Source organism: Caulobacter flavus (assembly GCF_003722335.1).
Taxonomy (GTDB): domain Bacteria; phylum Pseudomonadota; class Alphaproteobacteria; order Caulobacterales; family Caulobacteraceae; genus Caulobacter; species Caulobacter flavus.
In genome coordinates, this window is sequence record NZ_CP026100.1 from 3,093,651 (window position 1) to 3,117,568 (window position 23,918).

The window sequence follows — 23,918 nt, forward strand, 5'->3', positions numbered from 1 at the left end:
GGTGAGGAAGCATGGCTGACGGGTCTCTGACGGCCAAGCGGCAGGAAATCGCGCTGCTGCGGCGTCTCGAGGAACGCATTCTCTGGCTGGCGTCGTGGACGATCCACAACGCCAACCACCTTCGCGAAAGCCGCGACGGGCTGAAGGTGGGCGGCCACCAGGCCTCGTGCGCCTCGATGACCACCCTGATGACGGCGCTCTACATGAAGGCGCTGCGGCCGCAGGACCGGGTGGCGGTCAAGCCGCACGCCAGCCCCGTCTTCCACGCCATCCAGCATCTGTTCGGCCGCCAGAGCCTGGACAAGCTGAAGGCCTTCCGCGCCCTGGGCGGCGCGCAGTCCTACCCCTCGCGCACCAAGGACGTCGACGACGTCGACTTCTCGACCGGCTCGGTGGGCCTGGGCGTGGCGGTGACCGCCTTCGCCTCGCTGGCCCAGGACTACCTGGCCGCGCGCGGCTCGGTGAAGCCTGAGAACATGGGGCGGATGATTTCGCTGCTGGGCGACGCCGAGCTGGACGAGGGCAACATCTACGAAGCCCTGATCGAGGCCTGCAAGCACGACCTGCGCAACACCTGGTGGATCGTCGACTACAACCGCCAGAGCCTGGACGCGACGACCAAGGACCGGATGTTCACCCGCTACGGCGAGATCTTCGAGGCCGCCGGGTGGACCGTGGAGACCTTGAAGTGGTCCAAGCGCCAGCGCGAGGCCTTCGAGCGGCCGGGCGGGGCGGCGCTGAAGACCTGGATCGAGACCGCGCCCAACGACCTCTATTCGGCCCTGACCTACCAGGGCGGCGCGGCCTGGCGCGAGCGGCTGGCGGCGGATCTGGCCGGCGACGCCGACGCCCTGGCGCTGATCGGCGGCTACAAGGACGTCGACCTCGGCGAACTGATGACCGAGCTGGGCGGCCACTGCCTGGAGACGATCCTGGAGGCCTTCGAGCGGGCCTCGCGCGACGACGCCCCCCGGTTCTTCATCGCCTACACCGTCAAGGGCCTGCGGCTGCCGTTCCAGGGCCACAAGGACAACCATGCCGGCCTGATGAACCCCACCCAGATCGCCGAGCTGCGCGAGCGCCTGGGCGTGGTCGAGGGCGAGGAGTGGGACGCGCTGTCGGGCCTGTCCTCGGCCGAGCGCACGGCCTTGAAGGGGCTGGTGGCGCGCGCGCCCTTCGCCGTCGCCAACGACCGCAACCACACGGCGGCGACCGTGGCGACGCCGACGCAGGACGAATTGCTGGCGGCCGTCGGCGGCAGCGGCGAGCAGTCGACCCAGGCCGCCTTCGGCAAGGTCATGTTCGACATCGCCGCCCGCAAGGACGAGTTCGCCGGCCGGGTGGTGACCACCTCGCCGGACGTGACGGTGTCGACCAATCTCGGCGGCTTCGTGAACCGGCGCGGCGTGTTCCACCGCCGGGCCCACGAGGACGTCTTCAAGCGCCGCCGCATCCCGTCGGCCCAGGTGTGGTCGATGGGCGAGACCGGCCAGCACGTCGAGCTGGGCATCGCCGAGAACAACCTGTTCATCGCCCTGGCGGCGCTGGGTCTGACCGCGCCGCTGTTCGGCGAGCGATTGTTCCCGGTCGGCACGCTCTACGACCCGTTCATCGCCCGGGGCCTCGATGCCCTGAACTACGCCTGCTACCAGGACGCCCGCTTCCTGCTGGTGGCCACGCCGTCGGGCCTGACCCTGGCCCCGGAAGGCGGCGCGCACCAGTCGATCGGCAGCCCGCTGATCGGCATGAGCCAGCCGGGGCTGGACAGTTACGAGCCCGCCTTCGCCGACGAGACGGCGGTGCTGATGGCCCACGCCTTCGACCGCATCCAGGCCGCCGACGGCTGCTCGACCTATCTGCGCCTGTCCACCCGCGCCATCGCCCAGCCCGATCGCCCGGACGACGTCTGGAAGACCGGCGTGGTCGATGGCGCCTATTGGCTGAAGCCCCCGGCGCCGGGCGCCCGCCTGGCCGTCGTCTACAGCGGCGCCCTGGCCCCCGAGGCGCTGGAGGCGCACGCGGCCCTGCTGGAGGACGAGCCGGGCGCGGGCCTGCTGGCCGTCACCTCGGCCGACGTGCTGCACCGCGACTGGACCGCCGCCGGCCGATCGCGCTGGACCGACGGCGCCAAGCGCGTCTCGACGGTGGAGCGGCTGCTGGCCGGCCTGCCGCGCGAGGCGGGCCTGGTGACCCTGGTCGACGGCGCGCCCGCGACGCTGTCGTGGCTTGGCTCGGTGCATGGCCACCGCCTGCGGGCGCTGGGCCTGGAGACCTTCGGCCAGTCGGGCGACCTGCCGGACCTGTATTCGAAGTACCGGTTGGACGCCGAGGCCGTGCTGGACGCCTGCGCGGATCTGCTGGCTTAGGGGAGGACCCCCCTCAGTCGCTCCGCGACAGCTCCCCCAGAGGGGGAGCATCTTTCTGGCGCGGCGCTTCTGGATCCTCCCCCTCTGGGGGAGGTGGCTCGGAGGGCCGGAGGGGGTCAGCGCGACCCAGGATCCGGGAGGGGGTCTATCCCCACGATCAGGTCGTCGCGGATCAGGTAGGCGATGACGGCGGTGTTCTGCGACCACAGGCGGCCGTCGGGGCGGCGCAGGGCGATCTCGACGTCGGCGTGGACCCAGCCGTCGGCCTGGCGGCGCACGCGCATCAGGCTGATGTCTACGCCGGCCATGGCGAACTGGCGCTCGAAATAGCCGCGCGCGGCCTCCAGGCCCACGACCTCGCCGCCCTCCAGGACATTGGCGAAGGCGATGTCGGGGTGCAGCTGGGCGACGACGGCCTCGATGTCGCGCCGGCGCGTCGCATCGAAGTGCCGGGTCAGCAACACTTCAGCCTTCGCCATGCCTACGCCTCGTCCAAACGCTCGACGATATCCATGCGCGACACGCGCTCGCCTTGGAACGTGTAGATATGTCGCACGCGGCTGTCGGACCAGAGGCGGCCCTCCAGGTTATGCACCGTCTGGTTCGTGGCGACCGAGACGCGGCCGTCCTCCAGCACCGTGAACTCCATAGGGGCGGCCTCGACCCGCACCATGCCGTCGCGCCGCGTCCAGAAGGCCCGCATCGCCTCGACCCCCACGACCCGGCCGCCGCCGATCTGGTCGGGCCAGTCGACGGCGGGATCCAGCTCGGCCGCGAAGGCGTCGAAGTCGCCCTTGTTGTAGGCGTCGTAGAGCCGGGTCAGAAGGGCGATGCGCGGGGTCATTGGGCCGATGGGGCGGGGGCTGGCGAGGGCTCGGGCTTGTAGCCCGTCTCGACCTTCAGATAGGCGATCAGGTCGATCCGGTCCTTTGGATTGGACAGGCCCGCGAAGGTCATCTTGGTGCCCGGCAGGAAGGTGCGCGGGTTGTCGAGCCAGTGGTCAAGGTGCTGGGCGTCCCAGGTGAAGCCGGCGTTCTTCATGGCGTCCGAGTAGCTGTACTTGGGATGGGTCCCCGCCTTGCGGCCGAACACGCCGTAGAGGTTGGGGCCGGTCATGTTGGGGCCGCCGGGCGTGATCGTGTGGCACGAGCGGCAGAGGGCGAACTTGCTCTGGCCGTTCAGCAGGTCGCCGGTGTTGTACGGGGCGGGGAGGGCGGCCAGGGCCGCGGCCTTCTCGGCGGGGGTCGGAGGCGGCGCGGGCGGCGGCGCGGCGGCGTCCTGGCCGGAGGTTTCGCCGCCCTTGGAGCAGGCGGCCAGAGACAGGCTCATGGAAAGGCAGAGCGTCGCGGAGGCGACGACAGTGAGGGTACGCATCACAATCCCCGTAGGCGTTATGTCGCAAGGCTTGCGACGCCGCGCCGCATTCAAATCCAAGCCGGTTTCTGACCCGTGAATTCATCGCGGAACGACGTTATTCGGTCAAGGTCTTGCCGCAGTTCAAAACGCCTCCCTGCGACACTGTCAGCTATCCCGCGAGATTCACTGAGGAAATGTGATTTCGAGAACCGTGGGTCTGCACGGAAGAATTTGACCGTCGTTAACCATGATTCTACCGAAGAAGGGCGGGGGCTGATCCCGCACCCCTAAGAAGCGGAAACCGTCATGGACTGGAACGAGGAACGTACCGCCACGCTCAGGAAGCTGTGGCTCGAAGGGTTGAGCGCCAGCCAGGTGGCGCGGCAGCTGGGCGGCGTCAGCCGCAGCGCCGTCATCGGCAAGATCCACCGCCTGGGCATCACCGTCCGCGAGACGCCGGTGCGCCAGCGCGCCGTCACCGTCCGGGTGTCGCGCCAGGCTCCCCGGGCCCGCGCCAACACCCCCGCCCAGGCCCGTCCGGCCGCCCGCGTTCAGGCTTCGGTGATGGAAGAGCTGACCCCCACGGCCGGCATCCTCGACCTGTCGATGCACTCGTGCCGCTGGCCGATCGGCAATCCGGACGCCGGCGATTTCGGCTTCTGCGGCCGCGAGACCACCAGCAAGCGCGCCTCCTACTGCCCCGACCACACCCAGGGCGCCTTCCGCCGCTTCCAGAGCTCGGCCGACATCGACGCCTGGACCCGCCAGAGCCTGCCCCAGGAACGCCGCGTCCTCTGACGCGCCTTAAGCCCTCTCAGAGAGAGACTTCCCATGATCCTCATCGAGAACGCCGCCGGCAGCAGCCAGGTGATCACGATCATCCAGGAATTCGCGGGCCACTCGGTCTCGCGCGACCTGCAGCCGGGCGACGCCGCCCGCATCCCGGTCGGCCAGTTCAAGTCGATCGTCGTGCGCGAGACCTATCCGGAAGACTGGATGAGCCGCGTGCGCAGCCGCCAGGCCGCCGCCTGAGGCCTGATCCAGGGTCGGATCTTCGCGGAACAGCGCGCTCGCCCGTAGGGAGGCTGGAGCCAAGCGCTGAGGATCGCGAAGTCGGGTCCTTGCAGTACGCTTGAGACAGTCCGCGTGAAGAACGACCCCCGCGAACCCGGTTCGCGGGGGTCGTCTTTGTTTCGGGCCTGGAGTTCAGGCGCCGGCCGGCGCCGTGGCGCGGATCAGCTCGTTCAGCAGCAGACGGCCGCGCGGCCAGGCGCCGTGGCCGGAGTCGACGTTGATGTGGCCGGCCCGGCCCAGGTCGACGAAGCGCGAGCCCCAGCCCCGGGCGAAGGCCTCGGCCCGGTCGATGGCCACGTAGGGATCGTCGCGGCTGGCCACCACCAGGGACGGGAAGGGCAGGCGCGGCCGGGGAATGGGCGAGAACCCGATCAGCAGCCGGCCCGCCGGGCCCTCGCGGTTGACGTCGGCGGGCGCCACCAAGAGGGCGCCGCGCACGCCGCGGCCGCCGGTGACCTGGGCGAGGTGGCAGACCAGGGCGCAGCCCAGACTGTGGGCCACCAGGATCGCGCCGGGCCGCCCGCGCACGGCCTCGGCCAGGCTGATGGTCCAGTCGCCGAGGGCTGGCCGCTCCCAGTCGACCTGGTCGACGCGCTCGGCGTTGGGCAGGGCGCGCTCCCAGTGGCTCTGCCAGTGGTCGGGGCCGGAATTGTAGAGGCCCGGCACGATCAGGATCGGGGGATCGCTGGCGGAATCGGGCGGCGAGACGAAAGACATCGCTGAACTCTTCAAGACGGGGCCGCGCGAAGCGGATTTGTGCTGCTTGTCGCTCCCGCGAGGCGGGAGGATCAAACCAGATCAATTCAATAGGAATTGAGAACTGCTGATGACACCATGCTGGCAGCAGACCGTCTTGCCGGTCCCGCGGGGAACGCCCAAGCTCGCGATCCGTTTTGGACAACGGTCCGCCCGTGCGGCCAGCCAGCGCCAGGAGCGTGCATGAGTCCCGACGACACCCTGGTGCTGACCTCCGTCGCCGAAGCCGCCGACACTCCCCTGGGCCGCTACCGCGCCGTGCGCGAGCGCACCGAGGCCCTGGCCGCGCCGCTGTCGCCCGAGGACCAGGCGGCCCAGTCGATGCCCGACGCCAGCCCGACCAAATGGCACCGGGGCCATACGACCTGGTTCTTCGAGACCTTCCTGCTGACGCCCTACGTCTCGGGTTACAAGCCCTACGACCCGGCGTTCGGCTATGTCTTCAACTCGTACTACGAGGCCCTCGGACCGCGTCAGCCGCGGCCGCAGCGGGGGCTGCTGACCCGGCCGTCCTGCGTCGAGGTCGGCGCCTATCGTCGCCACGTCGACGCGGCGATGGCCCGGCTGCTGTCGGGCGCGCTGTCGCCCGAGATCCTCGAGCGGCTGGACCTGGGCCTCGCCCACGAGGAGCAGCATCAGGAACTGCTGCTGATGGACATCCAGCACCTGTTCGCCCAGTCGCCGCTCTATCCGGCCTATCGCGAGCGTCCCGATCCGCCCCGGCCGCCGGCGCCCGCGCTGGGCTTCGTCGGCTTCGAAGGCGGCCTGGCGACGATCGGAGCCGAGGAGCGGGCCTTCGCCTTCGACAACGAACGGCCGCGCCACCGGGTGTTCCTGGAACCCTTCCGCCTGGCCGACCGCCTGACCACCAACGGCGAATGGCTGGGCTTCATGGAGGACGGCGGCTACGAGCGGCCGGAATTCTGGCTGTCGGACGGCTGGGCCGCGGTGCAGGAGCAGGGCTGGCGCGCGCCGCTCTACTGGCGGCAGGACGAGGACGGCGCCTGGAGCGTGTTCGGACTGGCCGGCGGCCGCCCGCTGGATCCCGCCGCGCCGGTGACTCACGTCAGCTACTACGAAGCGGCCGCCTTCGCGACCTGGGCGGGCGCGCGCCTGCCCACCGAGGCCGAATGGGAGGTCGCCGCGCGCTCCGACAGGGGGCTGCGGCAGATGTCGGGCGAGGCCTGGCAGTGGACCGCCAGCGCCTATGCGGCCTATCCGGGCTTCCGGCCGGGAGCGGGAGCGCTGGGCGAGTACAACGGCAAGTTCATGGTCAACCAGATGGTCCTGCGCGGCGGGGCGGCGGGCACGCCGCCGGGCCATGCGCGGGCCAGCTACCGCAACTTCTTCCACCCCGCCCAACGCTGGATGTTCTCGGGGCTGCGTCTGGCGCGCGACGGGGCGGGCGGACGCGAGAAAGCCATGGACGCAGGATTCCGCGACGACGTGCTGACGGGCCTGGGCGCCGACCCCAAGACCTTGCCCAGCAAGTACTTCTACGACGCCGAGGGCTCGCGCCTGTTCGAGGAGATCACGGTGCTGCCGGAGTACTATCCGACCCGCACCGAGACGGCGCTGCTGCGCCGCATCGCGCCCGAGATCGCCGCCCGCATTCCGGACGGCGCGGCGATGATCGAGTTCGGCAGCGGGGCCAGCACCAAGACCCGCATCGTGCTGGACGCGACGCCGCAGCTGGCGGTCTACGCCCCCATGGACATCAGCGCCTCGGCCCTGGACGCGGCCGCCGCGGCGATCCGTGCGGACTATCCCAAGCTGACCGTGGCGCCGGCCCTGGGCGACTTCACCCATCCGCTGGGCCTGCCCCCGGCGGCGCGGGGGCGGCCGACGGTCGGCTTCTTCCCTGGCTCGACGATCGGCAACTTCCCGACGGACGAGGCGATCGCCTTCCTGACGGCGGCGCGCGAACTCCTGGGACCTGGCGCGCTGTTCGTGGTCGGGGCCGACATCGCCAAGGGCGAGGACGTGCTGATCCCGGCCTATGACGACGCGGCGGGCGTGACGGCGGCGTTCAACAAAAACCTGCTCGTTCGGATCAATCGGGAGCTGGAGGGAACGTTCGACCTCGACGCCTTCGCGCACAAGGCGGTGTGGAACGCCGCCGAGAGCCGGATCGAGATGCACCTGGTCAGCCTGCGCGACCAGACGGTGCAGGTCGCCGGCAAACCGATCGCCTTCGCCGCCGGCGAGACGATCCACACCGAGAATTCCTGCAAGTACGACCCCGACGCCTTCGCCGCGATGTCGGAGAAGGCCGGGTGGCGCGTCGAGGCGCGCTGGATCAGCGAAGCGCCGGCGTTCGGCGTCTTCGCGCTTCGCTCCTGAGCATCGTCCCCAGGAGCGGAAAGAAGAAGTCGCGGCCGGCCGCTGGATGGCGGACAGCCCAAGAGCCCGGATCGGCAAGACCGATCCGGGCCCTAAAATCCTGATACGTGCGCCACCACCGTCGGCTGCGTCGCCCGTCCCCCCCTCGGCCGCGGCATTCCTAGAGGTCGCGAGCGCCGAGGCGGCCGCCGCCGCGTGACGAGGAGCCGCCCTTGCGGCCGGCGTTGGCTGCCAGGTCGCGGTCCTTGGCGAAGCTGCGCTTCTCGCTGGGGACGCTAGCGCCGCCCTTGCGAGCTATCTCGCGGCGACGTTCCGGATCCATGGCGGCGAAGCCTCGGCGGCCGCGGGGCCGTTCGCTGTCGAGGTCCATGTCTTGCTCCTAATCGGGACTGGTAACGGGAGGAAACGAGCCTGGGACGGAGCCATAGGGCCGATCGTCGCCCGGCTGCACAGGAGGCGGCTGCAGCGGGACTTCGTCGGGCGTCGAGCCCGGCGGATCGTCCGGCGTTTGCGGCTCCAGCGGAGGCGGTGCGTCGGGGTCGGTCATGGCGTCGTTCCAGTGTTCCGGTGAAGTAACCGGTGAAGCCGAGTTCGGTTTCACGTGTCAGGCGAGACAAATGCAGCGTTAAGGACGATTGTCTGGGGAAAAGGCAGGCTGAGAGCGATGCGCAAGAGCACCTTCGAGGGTGGTAAATCGTCATTAATTACAAGGCATTGGAGGCTGCTCGCGGGTGTTCTGGCAGGGCTTCTGGGATGGGTTTTCGCCCGCCAGATAAATCTGCCCGAAAGCACGCATATTTTGATCGGCTGGGACGTCGGGGCCGCGATCTACGCCCTTTTGCTGTGGCGCCTGTTCCTCACCACCGACGAGGCGGCGCTGCGGGCGAAGGCCGCCGCCGAGGACGAGGGCCGGTCTCTGATCCTGCTGATCGTGCTTTCGGCCATCGCCGCCAGCCTGGCCGCGGTGGTGGCGGCGATGATCGGCGCGCGTTCTCAGGCGGGCTTCGTCAAGGACCTGACGGCGGCCTGCGCGGGCGTGACCCTGGTGCTGTCGTGGATCGTACTGCACTCGGTGTTCGTGCTGCACTACGCCCATCGTCATTTCGGCGCGGGGGCGGGGAAGGGCGGGTTCGGCTTTCCCGGCGAGCCGGCCCGCACCTACAAGGACTTCGTCTATCTGGCCTTCAGCATCGGGGCGACCTTCCAGGTCTCCGACAACGACGTGCGCACCGGGGCGCTGCGCAACCTGGTCACCGCCCACGCGGTGACGGCCTACTTCTACAACACCGCCATCCTGGCCCTGGGCATCAACATCATCGCCGGGGTGGTGGCGGGTTAGCGCGGCGGACGGCGACCGCCCTTGCCGCGCCGGCCGCCCTCGCGAGGCTCTTCCTCGCCGCTGATCATGCGCTGGGCGCGGGTCTGGGGCAGTTCGGCCAGGGCCAGGCGGCCGTCGCCGTCCTTGTCGAGCAGCTTGAAGCGGGCGTTCGCCGCCCGGGTCGCCTCGTCGCGGGTGACGCGGCGGTTGAAGTCGGCGTCGGCGCCCATCACGGGCTGGGGCTCGGCCAGCAGGGCGTAGGGTGTCGCGCCCAGCAGCATGTTGCCCAGGCCCCCGTCGCGACGCCGGCGCGGGCCCTCGCCGTCACCGCCTTCGGGACCGCCGCCCGACGGCGGGGCCTGTTGCGGCATGGCCGAGGCCTGGACGATCTCGGGCGCGATGTCGCGCTCGTAGGCCGAGACCTCGAAGCCGTCGAGGACGCCCGACTTGTCGGTGTCGATCCTGCCGAAGAAGCGCAGGGAGTCGGCGACGAACTCCTCGCGGGTCAGCACGCCGTCGTGGTCGGCGTCGGCGCCGGCGAACCACAGCGCGACCGGATAAGGCTGGCCGGGGGCGGCGCGGAACGGCTCGCCGGCCGGGCTGATGAACACCTGCCGGCCGCCGCCCATGCGCGGGCCGCCGGGACCGCCTTCGCCGGGAGGGGGACCGCCGCCGAAGCCGGGGCGACCGCCCGGAGCGCCGGGGCCGCCCGGTCCGTCCGGCGGCGCGTGGCCGCAGGCGGCGAGGCAGAGGGCGGCGAGGGCCAGGACGGGCAGGGCGCGTGCGGTCATGGAAAGAAGCTCCTTCCCACCGCTTGAAGCGCCGCGGCGTTGCGCGGTTATGTCGTCACGGCCGCGCTTGATTGCGCGGCCGCAACAAGCGTCAGGCCGGCAGGGTCACCCGGGCGCGCAGGCCGCCTTCCGGGCGATTGAGCAGGGCCACGTCGCCGCCGTGGGCGCGGGCCAGCGAGCGGACCACGGCCAGGCCCAGCCCGATGCCGCCCGTTTCGCGGTTGCGCGAGGGCTCGCCCCGGAAGAACGGCTCGAACACGCGGTCGAGTTCGGCCGAGGGCACGCCCGGGCCGTCGTCGTCGATCTCGAGGATCGCGCTTCCGGCCTGGCGATAGACCCGGCCGCGCGCGGCGCCGCCGTACTTGAGGGCGTTCTCGACCAGGTTGGTGACCAGGCGCTTGAGGGCGATGGGGTCGCCCTCGATGACGATCTTCTCGCTTTCCTCGGCCGTGGCGTCGCCGCCGGTCTCGGCCGCCTCGTCCATCACGCTCTCCAGCAGCGAGGCCAGTTCCAGCTTGGTGCGCTCGGCCGGACGGCTGGTGTCGCGCACGAAGGCCAGGGTGGCCGAGATCATCGCCTCCATCTGGTCGATGTCGCTCTCGAGCTTGCTCCTGACGTCTTCGGGCGTGGTTTCGATGCGGAAGCGCAGCCTGGTCAGCGGCGTGCGCAGGTCGTGGGCCACCGCGCCGATCATGGCGGTGCGGTCCTCGACGTACCGGCGCAGGCGCTCCTGCATCTCGTTGAAGGCGTTGGCGGCGGCGGCGACCTCGGCCGAACCCGACAGGCTGAGCGGCGGCGCGCGCGGGTCGCGGCCCAGGCGCTCGGCGGCGGCGGCGAAGGCGGTGATCGGACCTGCCAGGCGACGAGCGAACAGCCAGGCCAGCGGCGACACCGCGACGACCGACAGGGCCAGGATCAGCAGGATCCGCACCTGCCAGGTGTCGCGCAGGACGGTGAACTTCGGCCCGACCACCAGCCAGCGGCCGTCGGCCTGGCGGATGCCCAGCTCGAAGTCGCCGAACAGGAAGGGCTCGTCGCGCATCACCGCGGCGATGCGGTCGGCCAGGATCTGGGCGCGCGGCGGCAACGGGCCCGCCGCGCCGGGCGGCGGCGGACCGCCGGGGCCGGCGGGACCCTCCGGGCCGCCGGGACCGGGGCGAGGGCCGTTGGGGCCGGGCGGAGGCGGCGGCGGACCCTTCTGGCGCGCGGTGCGGACGAAGAAGCGCGGGCCGTTCTCGGTGCGGATCGAGATGCGGTCGACCGGCACGTTCAGCTCGCGGCCGATGGCGGCCTTGAACTCGGCGCGGCGCTGGGAGTCCTCGCCGTCGGGCTTGATGCTGGCGCGATGGCGGACGATCAGCGGCCGGCCGTCGCGCGGATGCACGGTCTGGCCGGTCTTCAGCGCCCGGCTGATCTCGCTGAGCTTGTAGAGCTCGGGCGGGGGCGGCGGCACGTTGAACACGACCGCCACGCAGATCAGGATCGTTGCGACCAGTGTGACGAGCGCCAGTCCCAGGGCCTGGGCGAACAGGGGCGCGCCGCCGCGCCCCGGGACTGCGAACTTCATGGCGTGCGGGTGACCTTGGGCGTGAACATGTAGCCCTCGCTGCGGATCGTGCGGATCAGCTCGCCGCCGCCGCCGTCGTCGAGCTTGCGGCGCAGGCGGCTGATCTGGACGTCGATGGCGCGGTCGTAGGCGTCGCTGTCGCGGCCGCGGGCCAGGTCGAGCAACTGGTCGCGGGTCAGCACGCGCTGCGGGCGCTCGACGAAGGCGCGCAGCAGCGAGAACTCGCCGCTGGAGAGGTTGACCACCACCGACTGCGGCGAGCGCAGCTCGCGGCGGACGAGGTCGAGGCGCCAGCCGGCGAACTCGCAGGCCGCGCCCATGGTGTCGTCGCTCGAGCGCGGCTCGGTGCGGCGGCGCAGGACGGCGCGCACGCGGGCCAGCAGCTCGCGCGGATTGCACGGCTTGGGCAGGTAGTCGTCGGCGCCGAGTTCGAGGCCGACGATGCGGTCGGTCTCCTCGCCCATGGCGGAAAGCATGATGATCGCCGGGCCGTCCTGGGCCGCCAGGCGACGGCAGATGGCCAGGCCGTCTTCGCCCGGCAGCATCACGTCGAGCACCACCAGGTCGACCGGGCCCTTGGCCAGGGCCTGCTCCATGGTGCGCGCGTCCTGGGCCGTGTCGACGACATAGCCGTGGCGGACGAGGAAATCGGACACGACGTCGCGAATGCCCGGATCGTCGTCGACGATCAGGATGCGGGCGCCGGCGCCCTTGGCGGTGTCCGCGACGGCGGCGGACGAGGCGGTGGTCGGGGAGGTCTCCATGCCGATGGTCCTTTCATGCCCCTGTCACCGTCAGATTTCACGCTTGCAACAGGCGCGCAACCTGATCGTGGCCCCCTAGCGTCAAATCGCCACGGAGCGCCTTCATGCACCGACTCGTTTCAGCCGTCCTCGGATTGTCCCTGATCGCCGCCGCCGCGGCCCACGCCCAGCCCGGCCCGGGAGGCCCCGGCGGCCCCCGCATGGACGCCGACGGCGACGGCGTCATCACCGCGGCCGAGTACGAGGCCTCGGCCCTGCAGCGCTTCGAGCGTCTGGACGCCAATAAGGACGGCGTCGTCGACGCCGCCGAGATCGAGGCGATCAAGCAGCGCATGGCCCAGCGCGAAGGGCAGGGCGGTCCCGGCGGCGGGTTCGGCGGGCGGATGCTGGCGATGCTGGCCGCCCAGGACGCCGACAAGGACGGCAGGATCACCCGGGATGAGGCCCTGGCCGCCAGCCGCGCCCAGTTCTCGGCGGCCGACAAGGACGGCGACGGCAAGCTGGCCGGCGACGAGTTCCGCATGGGGCCGCCGCCGCAGCGCTGAGTTCGAAGCCTTACCCCGGCGAGCGGTTCACCGGAGCGGTGTAGCCGGGGCCCTTCATCGCCGCGACCGCCCGGTCGCCGACGAAGGGGTTGCTGCGGCGCTCGGCCCCGAAGCTCGACATGGGGCCGTGGCCCGGCACGAAGCGGATGTCGTCGCCCAGCGGCCACAGCTTGCCGGTGATGGCGTCGATGAGGTCCTGGTGGTTGCCGCGCGGGAAGTCCGTGCGGCCGATCGAGCCCTGGAACAGCACGTCGCCGACCTGGGCGAACTTGGTCTCGCGGTGGAAGAACACGACGTGGCCCGGCGTGTGGCCGGGGCAGTGCAGCACCTCGAACTGCGTCTCGCCCAGGGTGACGACGTCGCCGTCTTCCAGCCAGCGGTCCGGCACGAAGATGCGGGCCTCGGGCATGCCGTACATCTCGCCGCTCTCCTGGATGCGGTCGATCCAGAACTGGTCGTCCTTGTGCGGCCCCTCGATCGGGACGCCGGTCTTGGCCTTCAGCTCGGCCGCGCCGCCGGCATGGTCCATGTGGCCGTGGGTGATCCAGATCTTCTCGAGCGTCAGCCCCTGGTCCTTCAGGGCGCGCAGCAGGCGGTCGACCTCGCCGCCCGGATCGATGATCGCGGCCTTCCTGGTCTTGGAGCACCAGACGATCGTGCAGTTCTGCTGCAGCGGCGTGACCGGGGCGATGACGGCGCTGATGGGCGACTGGGTGGTCAAGGTGTCGGCTCCAAACGAAAACGGGCGGGAACCGAAGTTCCCGCCCGTCTGAACTAGAGGCTAGAGCCTCAAGATCAAGACCGTTCCTCGGGCGAACCCGGGGCCGGCGCGCCCGGCATCGGCGGCACCGGGCCGGCCGGCGCGTCGGCCGCCAGTTCCGGAACCTCGACCAGGCCGCGGGCCAGGTGGCTCTTGCGGATGCCGTAGGCCAGGTAGATCACCAGGCCGATGGCGCCCCAGATCGGCAGCACCAGCATGGCTTCGGCCGGCAGGTTGAAGTAGAGGGCCGCGCAGCCGACCATGGCCAGCGGGGCGACGACCCACACCAGCGGGGTCTTGAACGGACGCGGACGGTTCGGATCCTTCACGCGCAGCACCATCACCGCGATCGCCACCATGAAGAAGGCGAACAGGGTGCCCGAGTTTGAGATGTCGGCCAGCTGGCCGACCGGGAAGAAGGCGGCGGCGATGGCGACGAAGATGCCCGTGACGATGGTCACGATGTAGGGCGTCTTGAACTTCGGGTGGATGGTGGCGAGCTTTTCCGGCAGCAGGCCGTCGCGGGCCATGACGAAGAAGATGCGGGTCTGGCCGTAGATCATCATCAGGATGACCGAGGGCAGGGCCAGGTTGGCGGCCAGGCCCAGGGCGTTGCCGACCACCGGCCAGTTGATCTCGCGCAGGACGTGGGCGAGGGCTTCGTTCGAGCAGACCAGGCGGCCGCTGTTGTCGGCCAGCGAGCAGGCGGCCTGGAAGGCGGCCGAACCGGGCTGGACGGCCGAGCCGTCGGCGCCGAACACCGGCTGTGCGCCGATGGCGCCGATCGCGCCGGCGGCGACCAGCAGGTAGAAGATGGTGCAGAGCGCCAGGCTGCCGATCAGGCCGATCGGAACGTTGCGCTGCGGGTTCTTGGTCTCTTCGGCGGCGGTCGACACGGCGTCGAAGCCGACATAGGCGAAGAAGATCGAGGCGGCGGCGCCGACGATGCCCATGCCGCTGGTGCCTTCAGGACCGAACCAGCCGTTGGGGGCGAAGGGCGAGAAGTTGCCGCTCTTGATGACCGGGATGGTCAGCACGATGAAGGCCGTCAGGGCGGTGACCTTGATGGCCACGAGCACGGCGTTGACGCGGGCGCTCTCGGTGGTGCCGACGACCAGCAGGGCGGTGACCGACAGGGCCACGATGATGGCCGGAACGTTGACGATGCCGGCGCTGAAGTCGGCGACCGGGATGAAGCCGTTCATCGACCAGGCCGGACCGGCCTTGAACAGGGCTGGCCACTGGAAGCCCAGGGCGTTCTCGATCAGGCCGAGGAAGTAGCCGGACCAGCCGGCCGACACGGCGCTGGCGGCCACGGCGTACTCGAGGATCAGGGCCCAGCCGACCATCCAGGCCAGCGGCTCGCCCATCACGGCGTAGGAATAGGTGTAGGCCGAGCCCGAGACGGGGACCATCGAGGCCAGTTCGGAGTAACAGAGCGCGGCGATGGCGCAGACGGCGCCGGCGATCACGAAGCTCCACATCATGCCGGGGCCGGCCTTCTGTGCGGCCGCGGCGGTCAGGACGAAGATCCCGGTGCCGATGATCGCGCCTACCCCCAGCAGCGTCAGCTGGATCGGTCCGAGCGAGCGATGAAGGGATTTTTTCTCAGCCGTCGCAAGGATCGCATCAAGCGATTTAACGCGCCACATAGTTCCTCCTGGATAGGCAAGACTCCCCCCCGGGGGTCGCCTTTGGAAAATTTTGCGGACGGTGACCCGTTTATGAGCATGGGGTCAAGGCCGCGCCGCCGGTGCGCGTAAATGTTCTCCCGATCATAGGCTAGTCCAGTCCTGCTTGGCGGCGATGCCCAGCCCGGCTAAAGGCGGCGCGATGCTGCCCATTTTTCAGGCCATTCCCGCGCTCAAAGGCGCCTTGCGCGACCGCGAGACCGCCGTTCTCGTCGCCCCGCCCGGCGCGGGCAAGACGACGGCTGTTCCCTTGGCCCTGCTGGAGGAATCGTGGGTCGGCCAGGGCAAGATCGTGATGCTGGAGCCCCGGCGCCTCGCGGCCCGGGCGGCGGCTTCGCGCATGGCCCAGACCCTGGGCGAAGCCGTGGGCGATACGGTCGGCTTTCGCGTGCGTCTGCAGTCGAAGGTGTCGGCCAGGACGCGCGTCGAAGTGGTCACCGAGGGCGTCTTCACACGGATGATTCTCGACGACCCGGGCCTGGACGGCGTGTCGTGCGTGATCTTCGACGAGTTCCACGAGCGCAGCCTGGACGCCGACCTGGGCCTGGCGCTGGCCCGGGATTCGCAAGGCCTGCTGCGCGACGACCTGAAGATCCTGGTGATGTCGGCCACCCTGGACGGCGCCCGCGTCTCGGCCCTGCTGGGCGATGCGCCGGTCGTCGAGAGCGAGGGCCGGATGTTCCCGGTCGAGACCCGCTATCTGGGCCGCGACGACCGCCAGCGCCTGGAAGAGCGCGTCGGCCGCGCCGTCGAACGGGCCCTGGCCGAGGAGAGCGGCTCGATCCTGGTCTTCCTGCCCGGCCAGGGCGAGATCCGCCGGGCCGAGAGCTGGCTTTCCGAGCGTCTGCGCCGGCCGGACGTGGATCTGGCGCCCCTGTACGGCGCGCTGGAGCCGGCCGAGCAGGACCGCGCCGTCCAGCCCGCCCCCGCGGGCCGTCGCAAGGTGGTGCTGGCCACCTCGATCGCCGAGACCAGCCTGACCATCGAGGGCGTACGGGTGGTCATCGACGCAGGGCTCTCGCGCGTGCCGCGCTTCGATCCGTCCAGCGGCCTGACCCGGCTGGAGACCGTGCGGGTGGCCCGCGCCGCCGCCGACCAGCGCCGAGGCCGCGCCGGCCGCACTGAGCCCGGCGTCTGCTACCGCCTGTGGGACGAGCCGGAGACCCGCTCGCTGCCCGCCTTCGCCCGACCCGAGATCCTGGAGGCCGACCTCTCGCGCCTGGCGCTGGACCTGGCCCGCTGGGGCGCCAAGGACGCCGAAGGGCTCGCTTTCCTCGACCCGCCGCCCAAGGCCGCCTTCACCGAGGCCCGGGCGCTGCTGAACCGGCTGCAGGCGCTGGACGCCAATGGCGGGCTGACCGCGCACGGCAAGGCGTTGTCGAACATGCCCCTGGCGCCCAGGCTGGCGCACATGGTCGCCCGCGCCGCCGCGTCGGGCCAGGCGCACCGGGCCGCCGAGATCGCCGCCGTGCTCAGCGAGCAGGGCCTGGGCGGCCGGGGCGTGGATCTGCGCGGCCGGCTGGAGGGTTTAGGCCGCGATCGTACGCCCCGCGCCCGCGACGCCCGGGCCCTGGCCGAGCGCTGGTCGCGCCAGGCCGGCAAGCCCAGCGGCGCCGCCCCCCTGGACGACGCCTTGCTGCTGGCCGAGGCCTATCCCGAGCGGGTGGCCCGGGCGCGCGGCAAGCCCGGCGAATACCAGCTGGCCAGCGGCCGCGGCGTCTATCTGGAGCCGACCGACGCCCTGGCCCGCGAGACCTGGCTGGCCGTGGGCGAACTGGGCGGGGGCGACGCCCGCGACCGTATCCTGCTGGCCGCGCCGCTCGACGAGGAGAGCCTGCGCGCCGCCTTCGCCGACCGCCTGGTCGCCGAGGACCGGCTGGAGACCACCGGTGGCGGCAAGCTGCGGGCCAAGCGCCTGCTGCGGCTGGGCAAGCTGGTCGTCGACGAGAAGATCATCGAGAAGCCCGACCCGGCCCTGATCTCCGGGGCCCTGGCCGACCAGGTGCGGTCCGAGGGGCTGGCCGCCCTGAAGCTGGGCGAGCGGGGCAGGGGACTGCTCGACCGCGTGGCCTTCCTGCGGGCGCATGACGGCGAGGCCTGGCCCGACCTGTCGGAAGCGGCCCTCGTCGCGCGGCTGGACGAATGGCTCGAGCCGCTGCTGGCCGGCCGCTCGTCGCTGGCCAGCCTGGACGAAGGCACGCTGGAGGCGGCGATCAAGACCCTGATCCCGTGGGACATGCAGGGACGCATCGAGACCCAGGCCCCGGCGCGCTTTGCGGCTCCCACCGGCTCGACCTTCGCCATCGACTACGGCGCCGAGGGCGGCCCGCGCGTCGAGGTGCGGGTGGGGGAATTGTACGGCCTGGCCGAACATCCGGCGGTCGCCAACGGCAAGGTCCCTCTGACCCTGGCCTTGCTGTCGCCCGCCCACCGCCCGATCCAGATCACCAAGGACCTGCCCGGCTTCTGGAAGGGCTCCTGGCGCGAGGTGAAGGTCGAGATGAAGGGCCGCTACCCCCGCCACGTCTGGCCCGACGACCCGGCCAGCGCCGCGCCGACGACCCGGGCCAAGCCGCGGGGGACGTGAGGATTCGCGCGGGTCGGCCATTGGCGGCCCGCCGACCTGTCCTACCTAGAGTGGCATGGCTGTCTGGCTTCAATACCTGCTCGCCTTCACCGCGCTGCTCGTGCTGGCGCCGCTGATCGCGTGTCTGGCCAGGCGTTTCGGAGCCCAGGCCAGGGGCGGCCTGGCCCTCGCTTCGGTGCTGCTGGGCTTCGGCGCGGTCGTCGATCCGCCGTCCAAGCAGGCGATCGAGGCCGTCGAACCCGCGAAGGGACCGGCCGAGAACGACGAGCCGCCGCTAGCTAGGGGGCCGGCTGCCGCCCATCCCGACATCGAATGGGCGGAAGCCATCAGCGGTCAGACCTGAGCCACGCCGCCGTCGACGGCGAAGTCCGCGCCGGCCATGAAGGCGGAGTCGTCGGAAGCCAGGAACAGCACGGCCTTGGCGATCTCTTCGGGCGCGCCGACACGGCCGATCGGGGTCTGGCTGGCCATGTAGTCGAGCAGACCCTGCTGCTTGGCGGGATCCGAACCGGCCAGTTCGACGAGTCCTGGCGTCTTGATCGGGCCGGGGCTGACCACGTTGACGCGGATGCCGCGATCCTTGAGGTCCAGGGTCCAGCTGCGGGCGAGATTGCGCACGGCGGCCTTGGAGGCGCTGTAGACGCTGAAGGCCGCCGTGCCCATGGTGGCGGTGGTCGAGCCCGACAGGATCACGCTGCTCCCGTCGCGCAGCAGCGGCAGAGCCTTCTGCACGGTGAAGATCACGCCCTTCACGTTACGGCCGAAGATGTCCTCGTAGTGCTCCTCGGTGATCGCGCCCAGGGGCAGCATGTCGCCGCCGCCGGCGTTGGCGAACAGGGCGTCGATCTGGGCGTGACGCTGCTGCACGGCGTCGTAGAGGCGATCGATGTCGGCCAGCTTGGACATGTCGGCCTGCACGCCCACCGTCTTGCCGCCGATCGACTTGACCGCCGCATCCAGCTCGGCTTGGCGGCGGCCGGTGATGAACACGCTGGCGCCTTCGGCCGCGAACGCGCGGGCGGTGGCCAGGCCGATGCCGCTGGTGCCGCCGGTGACGACCACCACCTTGTTGTCGAACTTGCCGCTCATCTTGAAGTCTCCTTGGCTTGTGCGGCGATCCGTTCGCCGTGGACAAAGAGATGCATCTGGAACGATCTGGCCGGTAGCCAGGAGATGTGGCACTCATTGTTCCGCTAGTGAGACAATGGCATGCCCGATCTGAACGACTACCTGCTCTATGCCGAGGTGGTGGCCCATGGCGGCTTCGCTCCGGCCAGCCGCGCCCTGCGCCAGCCCAAGTCGACGCTGAGCCGCCGGATCGCCCAGCTGGAAGCTCGACTGGGCGTGCGGCTGATCGAGCGAACAACCCGCCGTTTTCGCGTCACCGAGGTCGGCCAAGCCTTCTACGAGCGTTGCAGGATCGTGGCCTTGGATGTCGCGCAGGCCAACGCCGTCGCCGCCGAGGCCAAGAGCGAGCCGCAGGGGCAAATCCGTTTCAGCTGCCCCACTGGCCTGGTCGAGACCCTTTCGGCCAGTCTGCCGCTGTTCCTGGCGCGCTTTCCCAAGGTGCGGCTGCAGGTGATCGCGGTCGACCGGGCGGTGGACCTGATCGAGGAGCGGATCGACGTCGCCCTGCGGGTGCGCACTGCCCTGACGACCGACGCGGCCCTGACCATGCGCACCCTGGGCCGCTCGCGCCGCATCCTGGTGGCCGGCCCTCAGCTGGCCGCACGCTGTTCTGGCCTGGCGATCGGCCAGCTTGGAGAACTGCCGACCCTCAGCCCCACCGACCAGATGGGCGAGCTGACCTGGGACCTGATAGGCCCGGATGGCGCGACCTGCACGATCCGCCACGAGCCGCGCATGGCCTGCGGCGACTTCCTGGCGTTGCGCGACGCCGCTGCCGCCAACATCGGCGTCGCCTTCCTGCCCGATCACGTCTGCAGGGCGGATCTGGTCAGCGGTCGTCTGGTTCAGGTCTTTCCCGACTGGCGATCGGAGGACGGCATCGTCCACATCGTCTTCACCACGCGACGGGGCCTGCCGCCGGCCGTCCGGGCGTTCATCGACCATCTGGCCGCCGTGTTCAGCCATGACCGGCCGACACAGTAGCGATCCTGCGCCGTCTGAGATGTGCGGACCAGCAGCGCAATCAATGCCCCGCTCCCGCAACAAACCACCCCGCCAGCCTTGCGCTCACCAACCCCTGCGGTGCATGAGGAACCCCTGACACGGCGAGGCCTGCTTCGCCACTAACCGGCCTTCCGGCGACGGAGGGAGGACAAGAGACATGACCGAAGCTGCTTCCAAGACCATCAAGGGTCGCACCGGCGACTGGGAAATCGTGCTGGGCCTCGAGGTCCACGCCCAGGTGGCCAGCAAGTCCAAGCTGTTCTCGGGCGCGGCCGTCGGCTTCGGCGCGGGTCCCAACGAACAGGTCAGCCTCGTGGACGCGGCCATGCCGGGCATGCTGCCGGTGCTGAACCGCTTCTGCGTCGAGCAGGCGGTGAAGACGGGTCTGGGCCTGAAGGCGCAGATCAACCTGAAGAGCCGCTTCGACCGGAAGAACTACTTCTATCCGGATCTGCCGCAGGGCTATCAGATCAGCCAGTTCGACCAGCCGATCGTCGGCGAGGGCGTCGTCACCGTCGAGCGCGACGACGGCACGACCTTCGACGTGCGCATCGAGCGCCTGCACCTGGAACAGGACGCCGGCAAGTCGCTGCACGACCAGGATCCGAACGCCACCTACGTGGATCTGAACCGCGCGGGCACGGCGCTGATGGAGATCGTCTCCAAGCCCGACATGCGCACCTCCGAAGAGGCCGCCGCCTACGTCAAGAAGCTGCGGACGATCCTGGTTTACCTGGGCACCTGCGACGGCGACATGGAGAAGGGCAACCTTCGCGCCGACGTCAACGTCTCGGTCTGCCGTCCGGGCGACTACGAGAAGTTCCGCGAGACCGGCAGCTTCAAGCACCTGGGCACGCGCTGCGAGATCAAGAACGTCAACTCGTACCGCTACATCCAGCAGGCCATCGAGTACGAAGCCCGTCGCCAGATCGAGATCCTGGAGGACGGCGGCGTGATCGACCAGGAAACCCGCCTGTTCGACCCGACCAAGGGCGAGACCCGATCGATGCGTTCGAAGGAAGAGGCGCACGACTACCGCTACTTCCCCGATCCGGACCTGCTGCCCCTGGTGCTGGACCCGGCGTGGGTGAAGGAAATCGAGACGACCCTGCCGGAACTGCCGGACGCCAAGAAGGCGCGCCTGCAGAGCCAGTACGGCCTGTCGGCCTACGACGCCGGCGTGCTGATCATCGAGAGCGACCGCGCCGACTACTTCGAGGCCGCCGCGAAAGGCCGCGACGCCAAGCTGGTGTCGAACTGGGTGACCAACGAACTGCTGTCGAAGCTGTCGTCGGGCGGCCACGAGATCGCCAACTCTCCGCTGCCGTCGTCGGACATCGCCCAACTGGTCGAACTGATCGAGAACGGCACCATCAGCTCGAAGATCGCCAAGGAGGTCTTCGAGCACATGTGGGCCGGCGAGGGCCGTCCCGCCGAGATCGTCGAGAAGCGCGGCCTGGTGCAGATCAACGACACCGGCGCCATCGAGGCGGCGATCGACGAACTGATCGGCGCCAATCCCGACAAGGCCGCGGCGGTGAAGGAAAAGCCCCAGGCCATCGGCTGGTTCGTCGGCCAGGTCATGAAGGCCACTGGCGGCAAGGCCAACCCGGGCACGGTCAACGACCTGCTGAAGGCCAAGCTGGGTCTCTGATCCCGGCTTTCCCGGCAAAGGAAAAGGGCCCGTCGCGAGAGCGGCGGGCCCTTCTCTTTTCGGGGGACTCGAACGGGGACGCGTCTACTGCGGCGTGGTCGGGGCCTGGGCGGACGAGCCGGCGGCGGCCGGGTCGTCTGCGTGCTTCTTGTGCTTCTTGACCTTCTTGTCGGCCTTGGTCGCGTCCTCGGCGGCCGGCGCCGTGGTGGTCGAGGTCTCGCCCGGAGCCGTGGCCGAGGTCGGCTCGCCCGCGCCGGTGGCGCTGTCGGCCTGCGGCGCCGTGCTGTCGGTCGTGGACGGGGCGGTGGTGGAGGCCGACGGATCGGTCGTCGTGGTCGACGAGCCCCAGCTGCTGCTGGACGAAGGCGGGGTCGACTGGGCGGAGGGATCGGCCGGGGCCTGCTGGGCGAGGGCCGAACCGGCGTAGCCGGCGGCGGCGAGGGCGAGGACGGCGGCGGAGATGCGCAAGCTCTTCATCGGTAAGCGCCTTCGTGTCTGCTGCGTCGGACTGTGACGCGAGGCTCACGCTGGCGGCCGGATGCGGCCGAATTGACCCGACAATCGGGCTTTGCGGCCCGATGCATGGCGCGCGCGCGGCGAGCATGGCGCAAAAACGGCGCCCCAGGTGGTGTTCCCGGGGCGCCGAAGACTTCTCAGATACCGGTGATCTAGTTGTTGATGATCTCGAAGATCAGGCCGGTGGCGATCGCGGCCAGCACGTAGTCGTTGCCGGCGCGGTACCAATAGTAGCCGCGGGGCGGCTGGCGCAGATGGTAGCGGCCGTAGTCGTGCACGACGTAGCCGCCGCCGCGATAGTATGGCGGCAGATAGCCGCCGCGACGCCAGGCGCTGTAGCCCGGGCGATAGTCGGGACGGCCGTAGTAGTGGGCCGGCGGGGCGCCGTAGTACCAGCGGTCACGATAGTAGTAGCCGTTGTAGCGACGGTCGTCCCAGCGGCTGTGGCGGTCGCCGCGACGGTCGTCACGACGGTCCCAGCGGTCGCCCCGGCGATCATCGCGACGATCCCAACGGTCGCCGCGGCGGTCGTCACGGCGATCCCAGCGGTCCTCGTTGTGGCCGCGGCCCTGGGCCGAGGCGTCAGTGGCGACGGCGGCCATCGGACCGGCGACCGAGGCCACGGCGGCGATGGTGAGCAACAGACGTTTCATGTGTACGTCTCCTTGTGGTCAGCGGTCGCCTGGAGGCGGCCTAATCCCTCGACCTTGGAAACAAGATTGATCCCCCGTGGCTGAACCGTCGCTGAACGGTCATGTCAGGATGGATATTGGCGTCTCGCGCGCGCATGGCCATGTTCGGGGCCACCAAGACCGACATCAGGGAGTCGCGTGCATGACCAAGCCCATCGAGCTGCACTACTGGCCCACGCCCAACGGCTGGAAGATCTCCATCGCGCTGGAGGAGATGGGGCTGCCCTACGAGATGATCCCGGTGAACATCGGCACGGGCGAGCAGTTCAAGCCGGAATTCCTGGCCATCAGCCCCAACAACCGCATGCCGGCCATCGTCGATCCGGACGGTCCGGACGGCCAGCCGATCTCGGTGTTCGAGTCCGGGGCGATCCTGCAGTACCTGGGGCGCAAGTCGGGCCTGTTCTACGGCGAGAGCGAACGCGACCGCGTGAACATCGACCAGTGGGTGATGTGGCAGATGGGCGGCCTTGGCCCGATGGCCGGCCAGACCCACCACTTCCGCCAGTACGCCGGGGCGATCATCGCCGATCAGCGGCAGCTGGCCTACGGCGCGATCCGCTACACCAACGAGACCCACCGCCTGTACGGCGTGCTGGAGAAGCAACTGGCCGGGAAGGATTTCGTCTGCGGCCAATTGTCCATCGCCGACTTCGCGATCTGGCCGTGGGTCGTGCCGTGGAAGAACCAGGGAATCCAGATCGAGGAGTTCCCGAACATCAAGGCCTGGTTCGAGCGGCTGAATGGGCGCGAGGCCGTGCAAAAGGGCTTCAAGCTTGGGGCCGAGCTGCGTTCCAGCGGCCTGCAAGCGTCCGGAAAAGCTGCCGAAGAGGCCCGCAAGGTTCTGTTCGGGCAGCGGGCCCGTTAACCACCGGTATACCCATGTTTATCGGGTGTTACTTCAGTGATCGAGGCGTGTTGTCGCGCCTCGATTCATGATCTCTGCGCGCTTAACTATATGTTCAGCGAGCAAGGTTTTCTCTGTGTTCATGGCCGAGCTGGACC

The 23,918-nt window shown here is 70.1% G+C and carries 24 protein-coding genes; 11 read left to right on the forward strand and 13 right to left on the reverse strand.

Going from position 1 to position 23,918, the window contains the following annotated elements:
- Positions 1 to 11: 11 nt before the first annotated feature.
- On the forward strand, positions 12 to 2,366 hold the full coding sequence (locus C1707_RS14275) for a transketolase (RefSeq protein WP_101711866.1): 2,355 nt from the start codon (positions 12 to 14) through the stop codon (positions 2,364 to 2,366).
- A 116-nt stretch (positions 2,367 to 2,482) separates the two neighbouring features.
- Here C1707_RS14275 and C1707_RS14285 read toward each other — a convergent pair whose 3' ends face one another.
- Genes C1707_RS14285 through C1707_RS14295 form a run of 3 tightly spaced genes read right to left on the reverse strand, consistent with a single transcriptional unit; the run spans position 2,483 to position 3,740 of the window.
- Entirely contained in the window at positions 2,483 to 2,845 is a 363-nt protein-coding gene (locus C1707_RS14285; RefSeq protein ID WP_101711865.1) for a nuclear transport factor 2 family protein, read from the reverse strand.
- A gap of 2 nt (positions 2,846 to 2,847) precedes the next feature.
- Positions 2,848 to 3,210: a nuclear transport factor 2 family protein gene (locus C1707_RS14290; RefSeq protein WP_101711864.1), complete on the reverse strand. Its 363-nt coding sequence runs from the start codon at positions 3,208 to 3,210 to the stop codon at positions 2,848 to 2,850.
- Positions 3,207 to 3,740 carry a c-type cytochrome gene (locus C1707_RS14295; RefSeq protein ID WP_164467353.1) on the reverse strand — a complete coding sequence of 178 codons (534 nt, stop codon included), beginning with the start codon at positions 3,738 to 3,740 and terminating at the stop codon, positions 3,207 to 3,209. Before C1707_RS14295 ends, C1707_RS14290 begins: the two co-directional genes overlap by 4 nt.
- A 288-nt stretch (positions 3,741 to 4,028) precedes the next feature.
- Here C1707_RS14295 and C1707_RS14300 point away from each other — a divergent pair, with 288 nt between their 5' ends.
- Positions 4,029 to 4,520 (forward strand): GcrA family cell cycle regulator, encoded by a 492-nt coding sequence (locus C1707_RS14300; protein WP_101711863.1) that lies wholly within the window; start codon positions 4,029 to 4,031, stop codon positions 4,518 to 4,520.
- A 33-nt stretch (positions 4,521 to 4,553) separates the two neighbouring features.
- Positions 4,554 to 4,754 carry a hypothetical protein gene (locus C1707_RS14305; protein ID WP_058350547.1) on the forward strand — a complete coding sequence of 67 codons (201 nt, stop codon included), beginning with the start codon at positions 4,554 to 4,556 and terminating at the stop codon, positions 4,752 to 4,754.
- 174 nt (positions 4,755 to 4,928) lie between these two features.
- Here the strand turns inward: C1707_RS14305 and C1707_RS14310 are convergent, their stop codons facing one another.
- Entirely contained in the window at positions 4,929 to 5,513 is a 585-nt protein-coding gene (locus tag C1707_RS14310) for an alpha/beta hydrolase (protein WP_101711862.1), read from the reverse strand.
- A gap of 222 nt (positions 5,514 to 5,735) precedes the next feature.
- Between C1707_RS14310 and egtB the strand changes: the two genes are divergently transcribed.
- On the forward strand, positions 5,736 to 7,895 hold the full coding sequence (gene egtB / locus C1707_RS14315; RefSeq protein WP_101711861.1) for an ergothioneine biosynthesis protein EgtB: 2,160 nt from the start codon (positions 5,736 to 5,738) through the stop codon (positions 7,893 to 7,895).
- A gap of 160 nt (positions 7,896 to 8,055) precedes the next feature.
- Here egtB and C1707_RS14320 read toward each other — a convergent pair whose 3' ends face one another.
- Positions 8,056 to 8,265, reverse strand: a complete 210-nt coding sequence (locus C1707_RS14320; protein ID WP_058350544.1) for a KGG domain-containing protein — start codon at positions 8,263 to 8,265, stop codon at positions 8,056 to 8,058.
- A 429-nt stretch (positions 8,266 to 8,694) separates the two neighbouring features.
- Between C1707_RS14320 and C1707_RS14325 the strand changes: the two genes are divergently transcribed.
- Positions 8,695 to 9,234, forward strand: coding sequence for a DUF1345 domain-containing protein (locus C1707_RS14325; RefSeq protein ID WP_240633702.1), 540 nt, complete (start codon positions 8,695 to 8,697; stop codon positions 9,232 to 9,234).
- Here the strand turns inward: C1707_RS14325 and C1707_RS14330 are convergent.
- The 3 genes from C1707_RS14330 to C1707_RS14340 all read right to left on the reverse strand — a co-directional run bounded on the left by C1707_RS14330 (position 9,231) and on the right by C1707_RS14340 (position 12,335).
- A complete protein-coding gene (locus C1707_RS14330; protein ID WP_123170756.1) occupies positions 9,231 to 10,004 on the reverse strand; it encodes an EF-hand domain-containing protein in 774 nt (257 codons plus the stop codon). The two genes, C1707_RS14325 and C1707_RS14330, sit on opposite strands and share 4 nt — an antisense overlap.
- 91 nt (positions 10,005 to 10,095) lie before the next feature.
- Positions 10,096 to 11,571 carry an ATP-binding protein gene (locus C1707_RS14335; RefSeq protein WP_123170757.1) on the reverse strand — a complete coding sequence of 492 codons (1,476 nt, stop codon included), beginning with the start codon at positions 11,569 to 11,571 and terminating at the stop codon, positions 10,096 to 10,098.
- Positions 11,568 to 12,335, reverse strand: a complete 768-nt coding sequence (locus tag C1707_RS14340; RefSeq protein ID WP_101711996.1) for a response regulator — start codon at positions 12,333 to 12,335, stop codon at positions 11,568 to 11,570. Before C1707_RS14340 ends, C1707_RS14335 begins: the two co-directional genes overlap by 4 nt.
- 104 nt (positions 12,336 to 12,439) lie before the next feature.
- Between C1707_RS14340 and C1707_RS14345 the strand changes: the two genes are divergently transcribed.
- Positions 12,440 to 12,880: an EF-hand domain-containing protein gene (locus C1707_RS14345; protein WP_101711997.1), complete on the forward strand. Its 441-nt coding sequence runs from the start codon at positions 12,440 to 12,442 to the stop codon at positions 12,878 to 12,880.
- 10 nt (positions 12,881 to 12,890) lie between these two features.
- On the opposite strand, the gene C1707_RS14350 is transcribed toward C1707_RS14345, so the two are convergent.
- Both C1707_RS14350 and C1707_RS14355 read right to left on the reverse strand, forming a co-directional pair.
- On the reverse strand, positions 12,891 to 13,601 hold the full coding sequence (locus tag C1707_RS14350) for an MBL fold metallo-hydrolase (protein WP_101711998.1): 711 nt from the start codon (positions 13,599 to 13,601) through the stop codon (positions 12,891 to 12,893).
- Between the two features lie 74 nt (positions 13,602 to 13,675).
- Positions 13,676 to 15,292, reverse strand: a complete 1,617-nt coding sequence (locus tag C1707_RS14355; protein WP_101711999.1) for an amino acid permease — start codon at positions 15,290 to 15,292, stop codon at positions 13,676 to 13,678.
- Between the two features lie 154 nt (positions 15,293 to 15,446).
- Between C1707_RS14355 and hrpB the strand changes: the two genes are divergently transcribed.
- Together hrpB and C1707_RS14365 are read left to right on the forward strand one after the other, a co-directional pair.
- Positions 15,447 to 17,918 carry an ATP-dependent helicase HrpB gene (hrpB, locus tag C1707_RS14360; RefSeq protein WP_180896907.1) on the forward strand — a complete coding sequence of 824 codons (2,472 nt, stop codon included), beginning with the start codon at positions 15,447 to 15,449 and terminating at the stop codon, positions 17,916 to 17,918.
- A 55-nt stretch (positions 17,919 to 17,973) separates the two neighbouring features.
- Entirely contained in the window at positions 17,974 to 18,261 is a 288-nt protein-coding gene (locus C1707_RS14365) for a hypothetical protein (RefSeq protein ID WP_101712001.1), read from the forward strand.
- Here C1707_RS14365 and C1707_RS14370 read toward each other — a convergent pair.
- Positions 18,252 to 19,007 (reverse strand): SDR family oxidoreductase, encoded by a 756-nt coding sequence (locus C1707_RS14370; protein WP_101712002.1) that lies wholly within the window; start codon positions 19,005 to 19,007, stop codon positions 18,252 to 18,254. The genes C1707_RS14365 and C1707_RS14370 overlap by 10 nt on opposite strands.
- 120 nt (positions 19,008 to 19,127) lie before the next feature.
- Between C1707_RS14370 and C1707_RS14375 the strand changes: the two genes are divergently transcribed.
- Both C1707_RS14375 and gatB read left to right on the forward strand, forming a co-directional pair.
- Positions 19,128 to 20,030, forward strand: a complete 903-nt coding sequence (locus C1707_RS14375) for a LysR family transcriptional regulator (RefSeq protein WP_101712003.1) — start codon at positions 19,128 to 19,130, stop codon at positions 20,028 to 20,030.
- 178 nt (positions 20,031 to 20,208) lie between these two features.
- The gene (gatB, locus tag C1707_RS14380; RefSeq protein WP_101712004.1) at positions 20,209 to 21,705 is read left to right on the forward strand and encodes an Asp-tRNA(Asn)/Glu-tRNA(Gln) amidotransferase subunit GatB; all 1,497 of its coding nucleotides are present in this window, start codon (positions 20,209 to 20,211) and stop codon (positions 21,703 to 21,705) included.
- Between the two features lie 84 nt (positions 21,706 to 21,789).
- Here the strand turns inward: gatB and C1707_RS14385 are convergent, their stop codons facing one another.
- Both C1707_RS14385 and C1707_RS14390 read right to left on the reverse strand, forming a co-directional pair.
- Positions 21,790 to 22,182 (reverse strand): proteophosphoglycan 5, encoded by a 393-nt coding sequence (locus C1707_RS14385; RefSeq protein ID WP_101712005.1) that lies wholly within the window; start codon positions 22,180 to 22,182, stop codon positions 21,790 to 21,792.
- A 191-nt stretch (positions 22,183 to 22,373) separates the two neighbouring features.
- Positions 22,374 to 22,874 carry an RcnB family protein gene (locus C1707_RS14390; RefSeq protein ID WP_101712006.1) on the reverse strand — a complete coding sequence of 167 codons (501 nt, stop codon included), beginning with the start codon at positions 22,872 to 22,874 and terminating at the stop codon, positions 22,374 to 22,376.
- A gap of 181 nt (positions 22,875 to 23,055) precedes the next feature.
- Between C1707_RS14390 and C1707_RS14395 the strand changes: the two genes are divergently transcribed.
- Positions 23,056 to 23,781 carry a glutathione S-transferase N-terminal domain-containing protein gene (locus C1707_RS14395; RefSeq protein ID WP_101712007.1) on the forward strand — a complete coding sequence of 242 codons (726 nt, stop codon included), beginning with the start codon at positions 23,056 to 23,058 and terminating at the stop codon, positions 23,779 to 23,781.
- The last annotated feature ends 137 nt before the right edge of the window (positions 23,782 to 23,918 follow it).

Excerpts from the sequence above, each read along its gene's own strand:
- hrpB (WP_180896907.1), top strand. The coding sequence starts at position 15,447 with ATGCCCAGCCCGGCTAAAGGCGGCGCGATGCTGCCCATTTTTCAGGCC.
- C1707_RS14310 (WP_101711862.1), bottom strand. The coding sequence starts at position 5,513 with ATGTCTTTCGTCTCGCCGCCCGATTCCGCCAGCGATCCCCCGATCCTG.
- C1707_RS14385 (WP_101712005.1), bottom strand. The coding sequence starts at position 22,182 with ATGAAGAGCTTGCGCATCTCCGCCGCCGTCCTCGCCCTCGCCGCCGCC.
- C1707_RS14330 (WP_123170756.1), bottom strand. The coding sequence starts at position 10,004 with ATGACCGCACGCGCCCTGCCCGTCCTGGCCCTCGCCGCCCTCTGCCTC.
- egtB (WP_101711861.1), top strand. The coding sequence starts at position 5,736 with ATGAGTCCCGACGACACCCTGGTGCTGACCTCCGTCGCCGAAGCCGCC.
- C1707_RS14290 (WP_101711864.1), bottom strand. The coding sequence starts at position 3,210 with ATGACCCCGCGCATCGCCCTTCTGACCCGGCTCTACGACGCCTACAAC.
- gatB (WP_101712004.1), top strand. The coding sequence starts at position 20,209 with ATGACCGAAGCTGCTTCCAAGACCATCAAGGGTCGCACCGGCGACTGG.
- C1707_RS14340 (WP_101711996.1), bottom strand. The coding sequence starts at position 12,335 with ATGGAGACCTCCCCGACCACCGCCTCGTCCGCCGCCGTCGCGGACACC.
- C1707_RS14300 (WP_101711863.1), top strand. The coding sequence starts at position 4,029 with ATGGACTGGAACGAGGAACGTACCGCCACGCTCAGGAAGCTGTGGCTC.
- C1707_RS14305 (WP_058350547.1), top strand. The coding sequence starts at position 4,554 with ATGATCCTCATCGAGAACGCCGCCGGCAGCAGCCAGGTGATCACGATC.
- C1707_RS14390 (WP_101712006.1), bottom strand. The coding sequence starts at position 22,874 with ATGAAACGTCTGTTGCTCACCATCGCCGCCGTGGCCTCGGTCGCCGGT.
- C1707_RS14345 (WP_101711997.1), top strand. The coding sequence starts at position 12,440 with ATGCACCGACTCGTTTCAGCCGTCCTCGGATTGTCCCTGATCGCCGCC.
- C1707_RS14355 (WP_101711999.1), bottom strand. The coding sequence starts at position 15,292 with ATGTGGCGCGTTAAATCGCTTGATGCGATCCTTGCGACGGCTGAGAAA.
- C1707_RS14370 (WP_101712002.1), bottom strand. The coding sequence starts at position 19,007 with ATGAGCGGCAAGTTCGACAACAAGGTGGTGGTCGTCACCGGCGGCACC.
- C1707_RS14375 (WP_101712003.1), top strand. The coding sequence starts at position 19,128 with ATGCCCGATCTGAACGACTACCTGCTCTATGCCGAGGTGGTGGCCCAT.
- C1707_RS14335 (WP_123170757.1), bottom strand. The coding sequence starts at position 11,571 with ATGAAGTTCGCAGTCCCGGGGCGCGGCGGCGCGCCCCTGTTCGCCCAG.
- C1707_RS14365 (WP_101712001.1), top strand. The coding sequence starts at position 17,974 with ATGGCTGTCTGGCTTCAATACCTGCTCGCCTTCACCGCGCTGCTCGTG.
- C1707_RS14320 (WP_058350544.1), bottom strand. The coding sequence starts at position 8,265 with ATGGACCTCGACAGCGAACGGCCCCGCGGCCGCCGAGGCTTCGCCGCC.
- C1707_RS14395 (WP_101712007.1), top strand. The coding sequence starts at position 23,056 with ATGACCAAGCCCATCGAGCTGCACTACTGGCCCACGCCCAACGGCTGG.
- C1707_RS14295 (WP_164467353.1), bottom strand. The coding sequence starts at position 3,740 with ATGCGTACCCTCACTGTCGTCGCCTCCGCGACGCTCTGCCTTTCCATG.
- C1707_RS14285 (WP_101711865.1), bottom strand. The coding sequence starts at position 2,845 with ATGGCGAAGGCTGAAGTGTTGCTGACCCGGCACTTCGATGCGACGCGC.
- C1707_RS14275 (WP_101711866.1), top strand. The coding sequence starts at position 12 with ATGGCTGACGGGTCTCTGACGGCCAAGCGGCAGGAAATCGCGCTGCTG.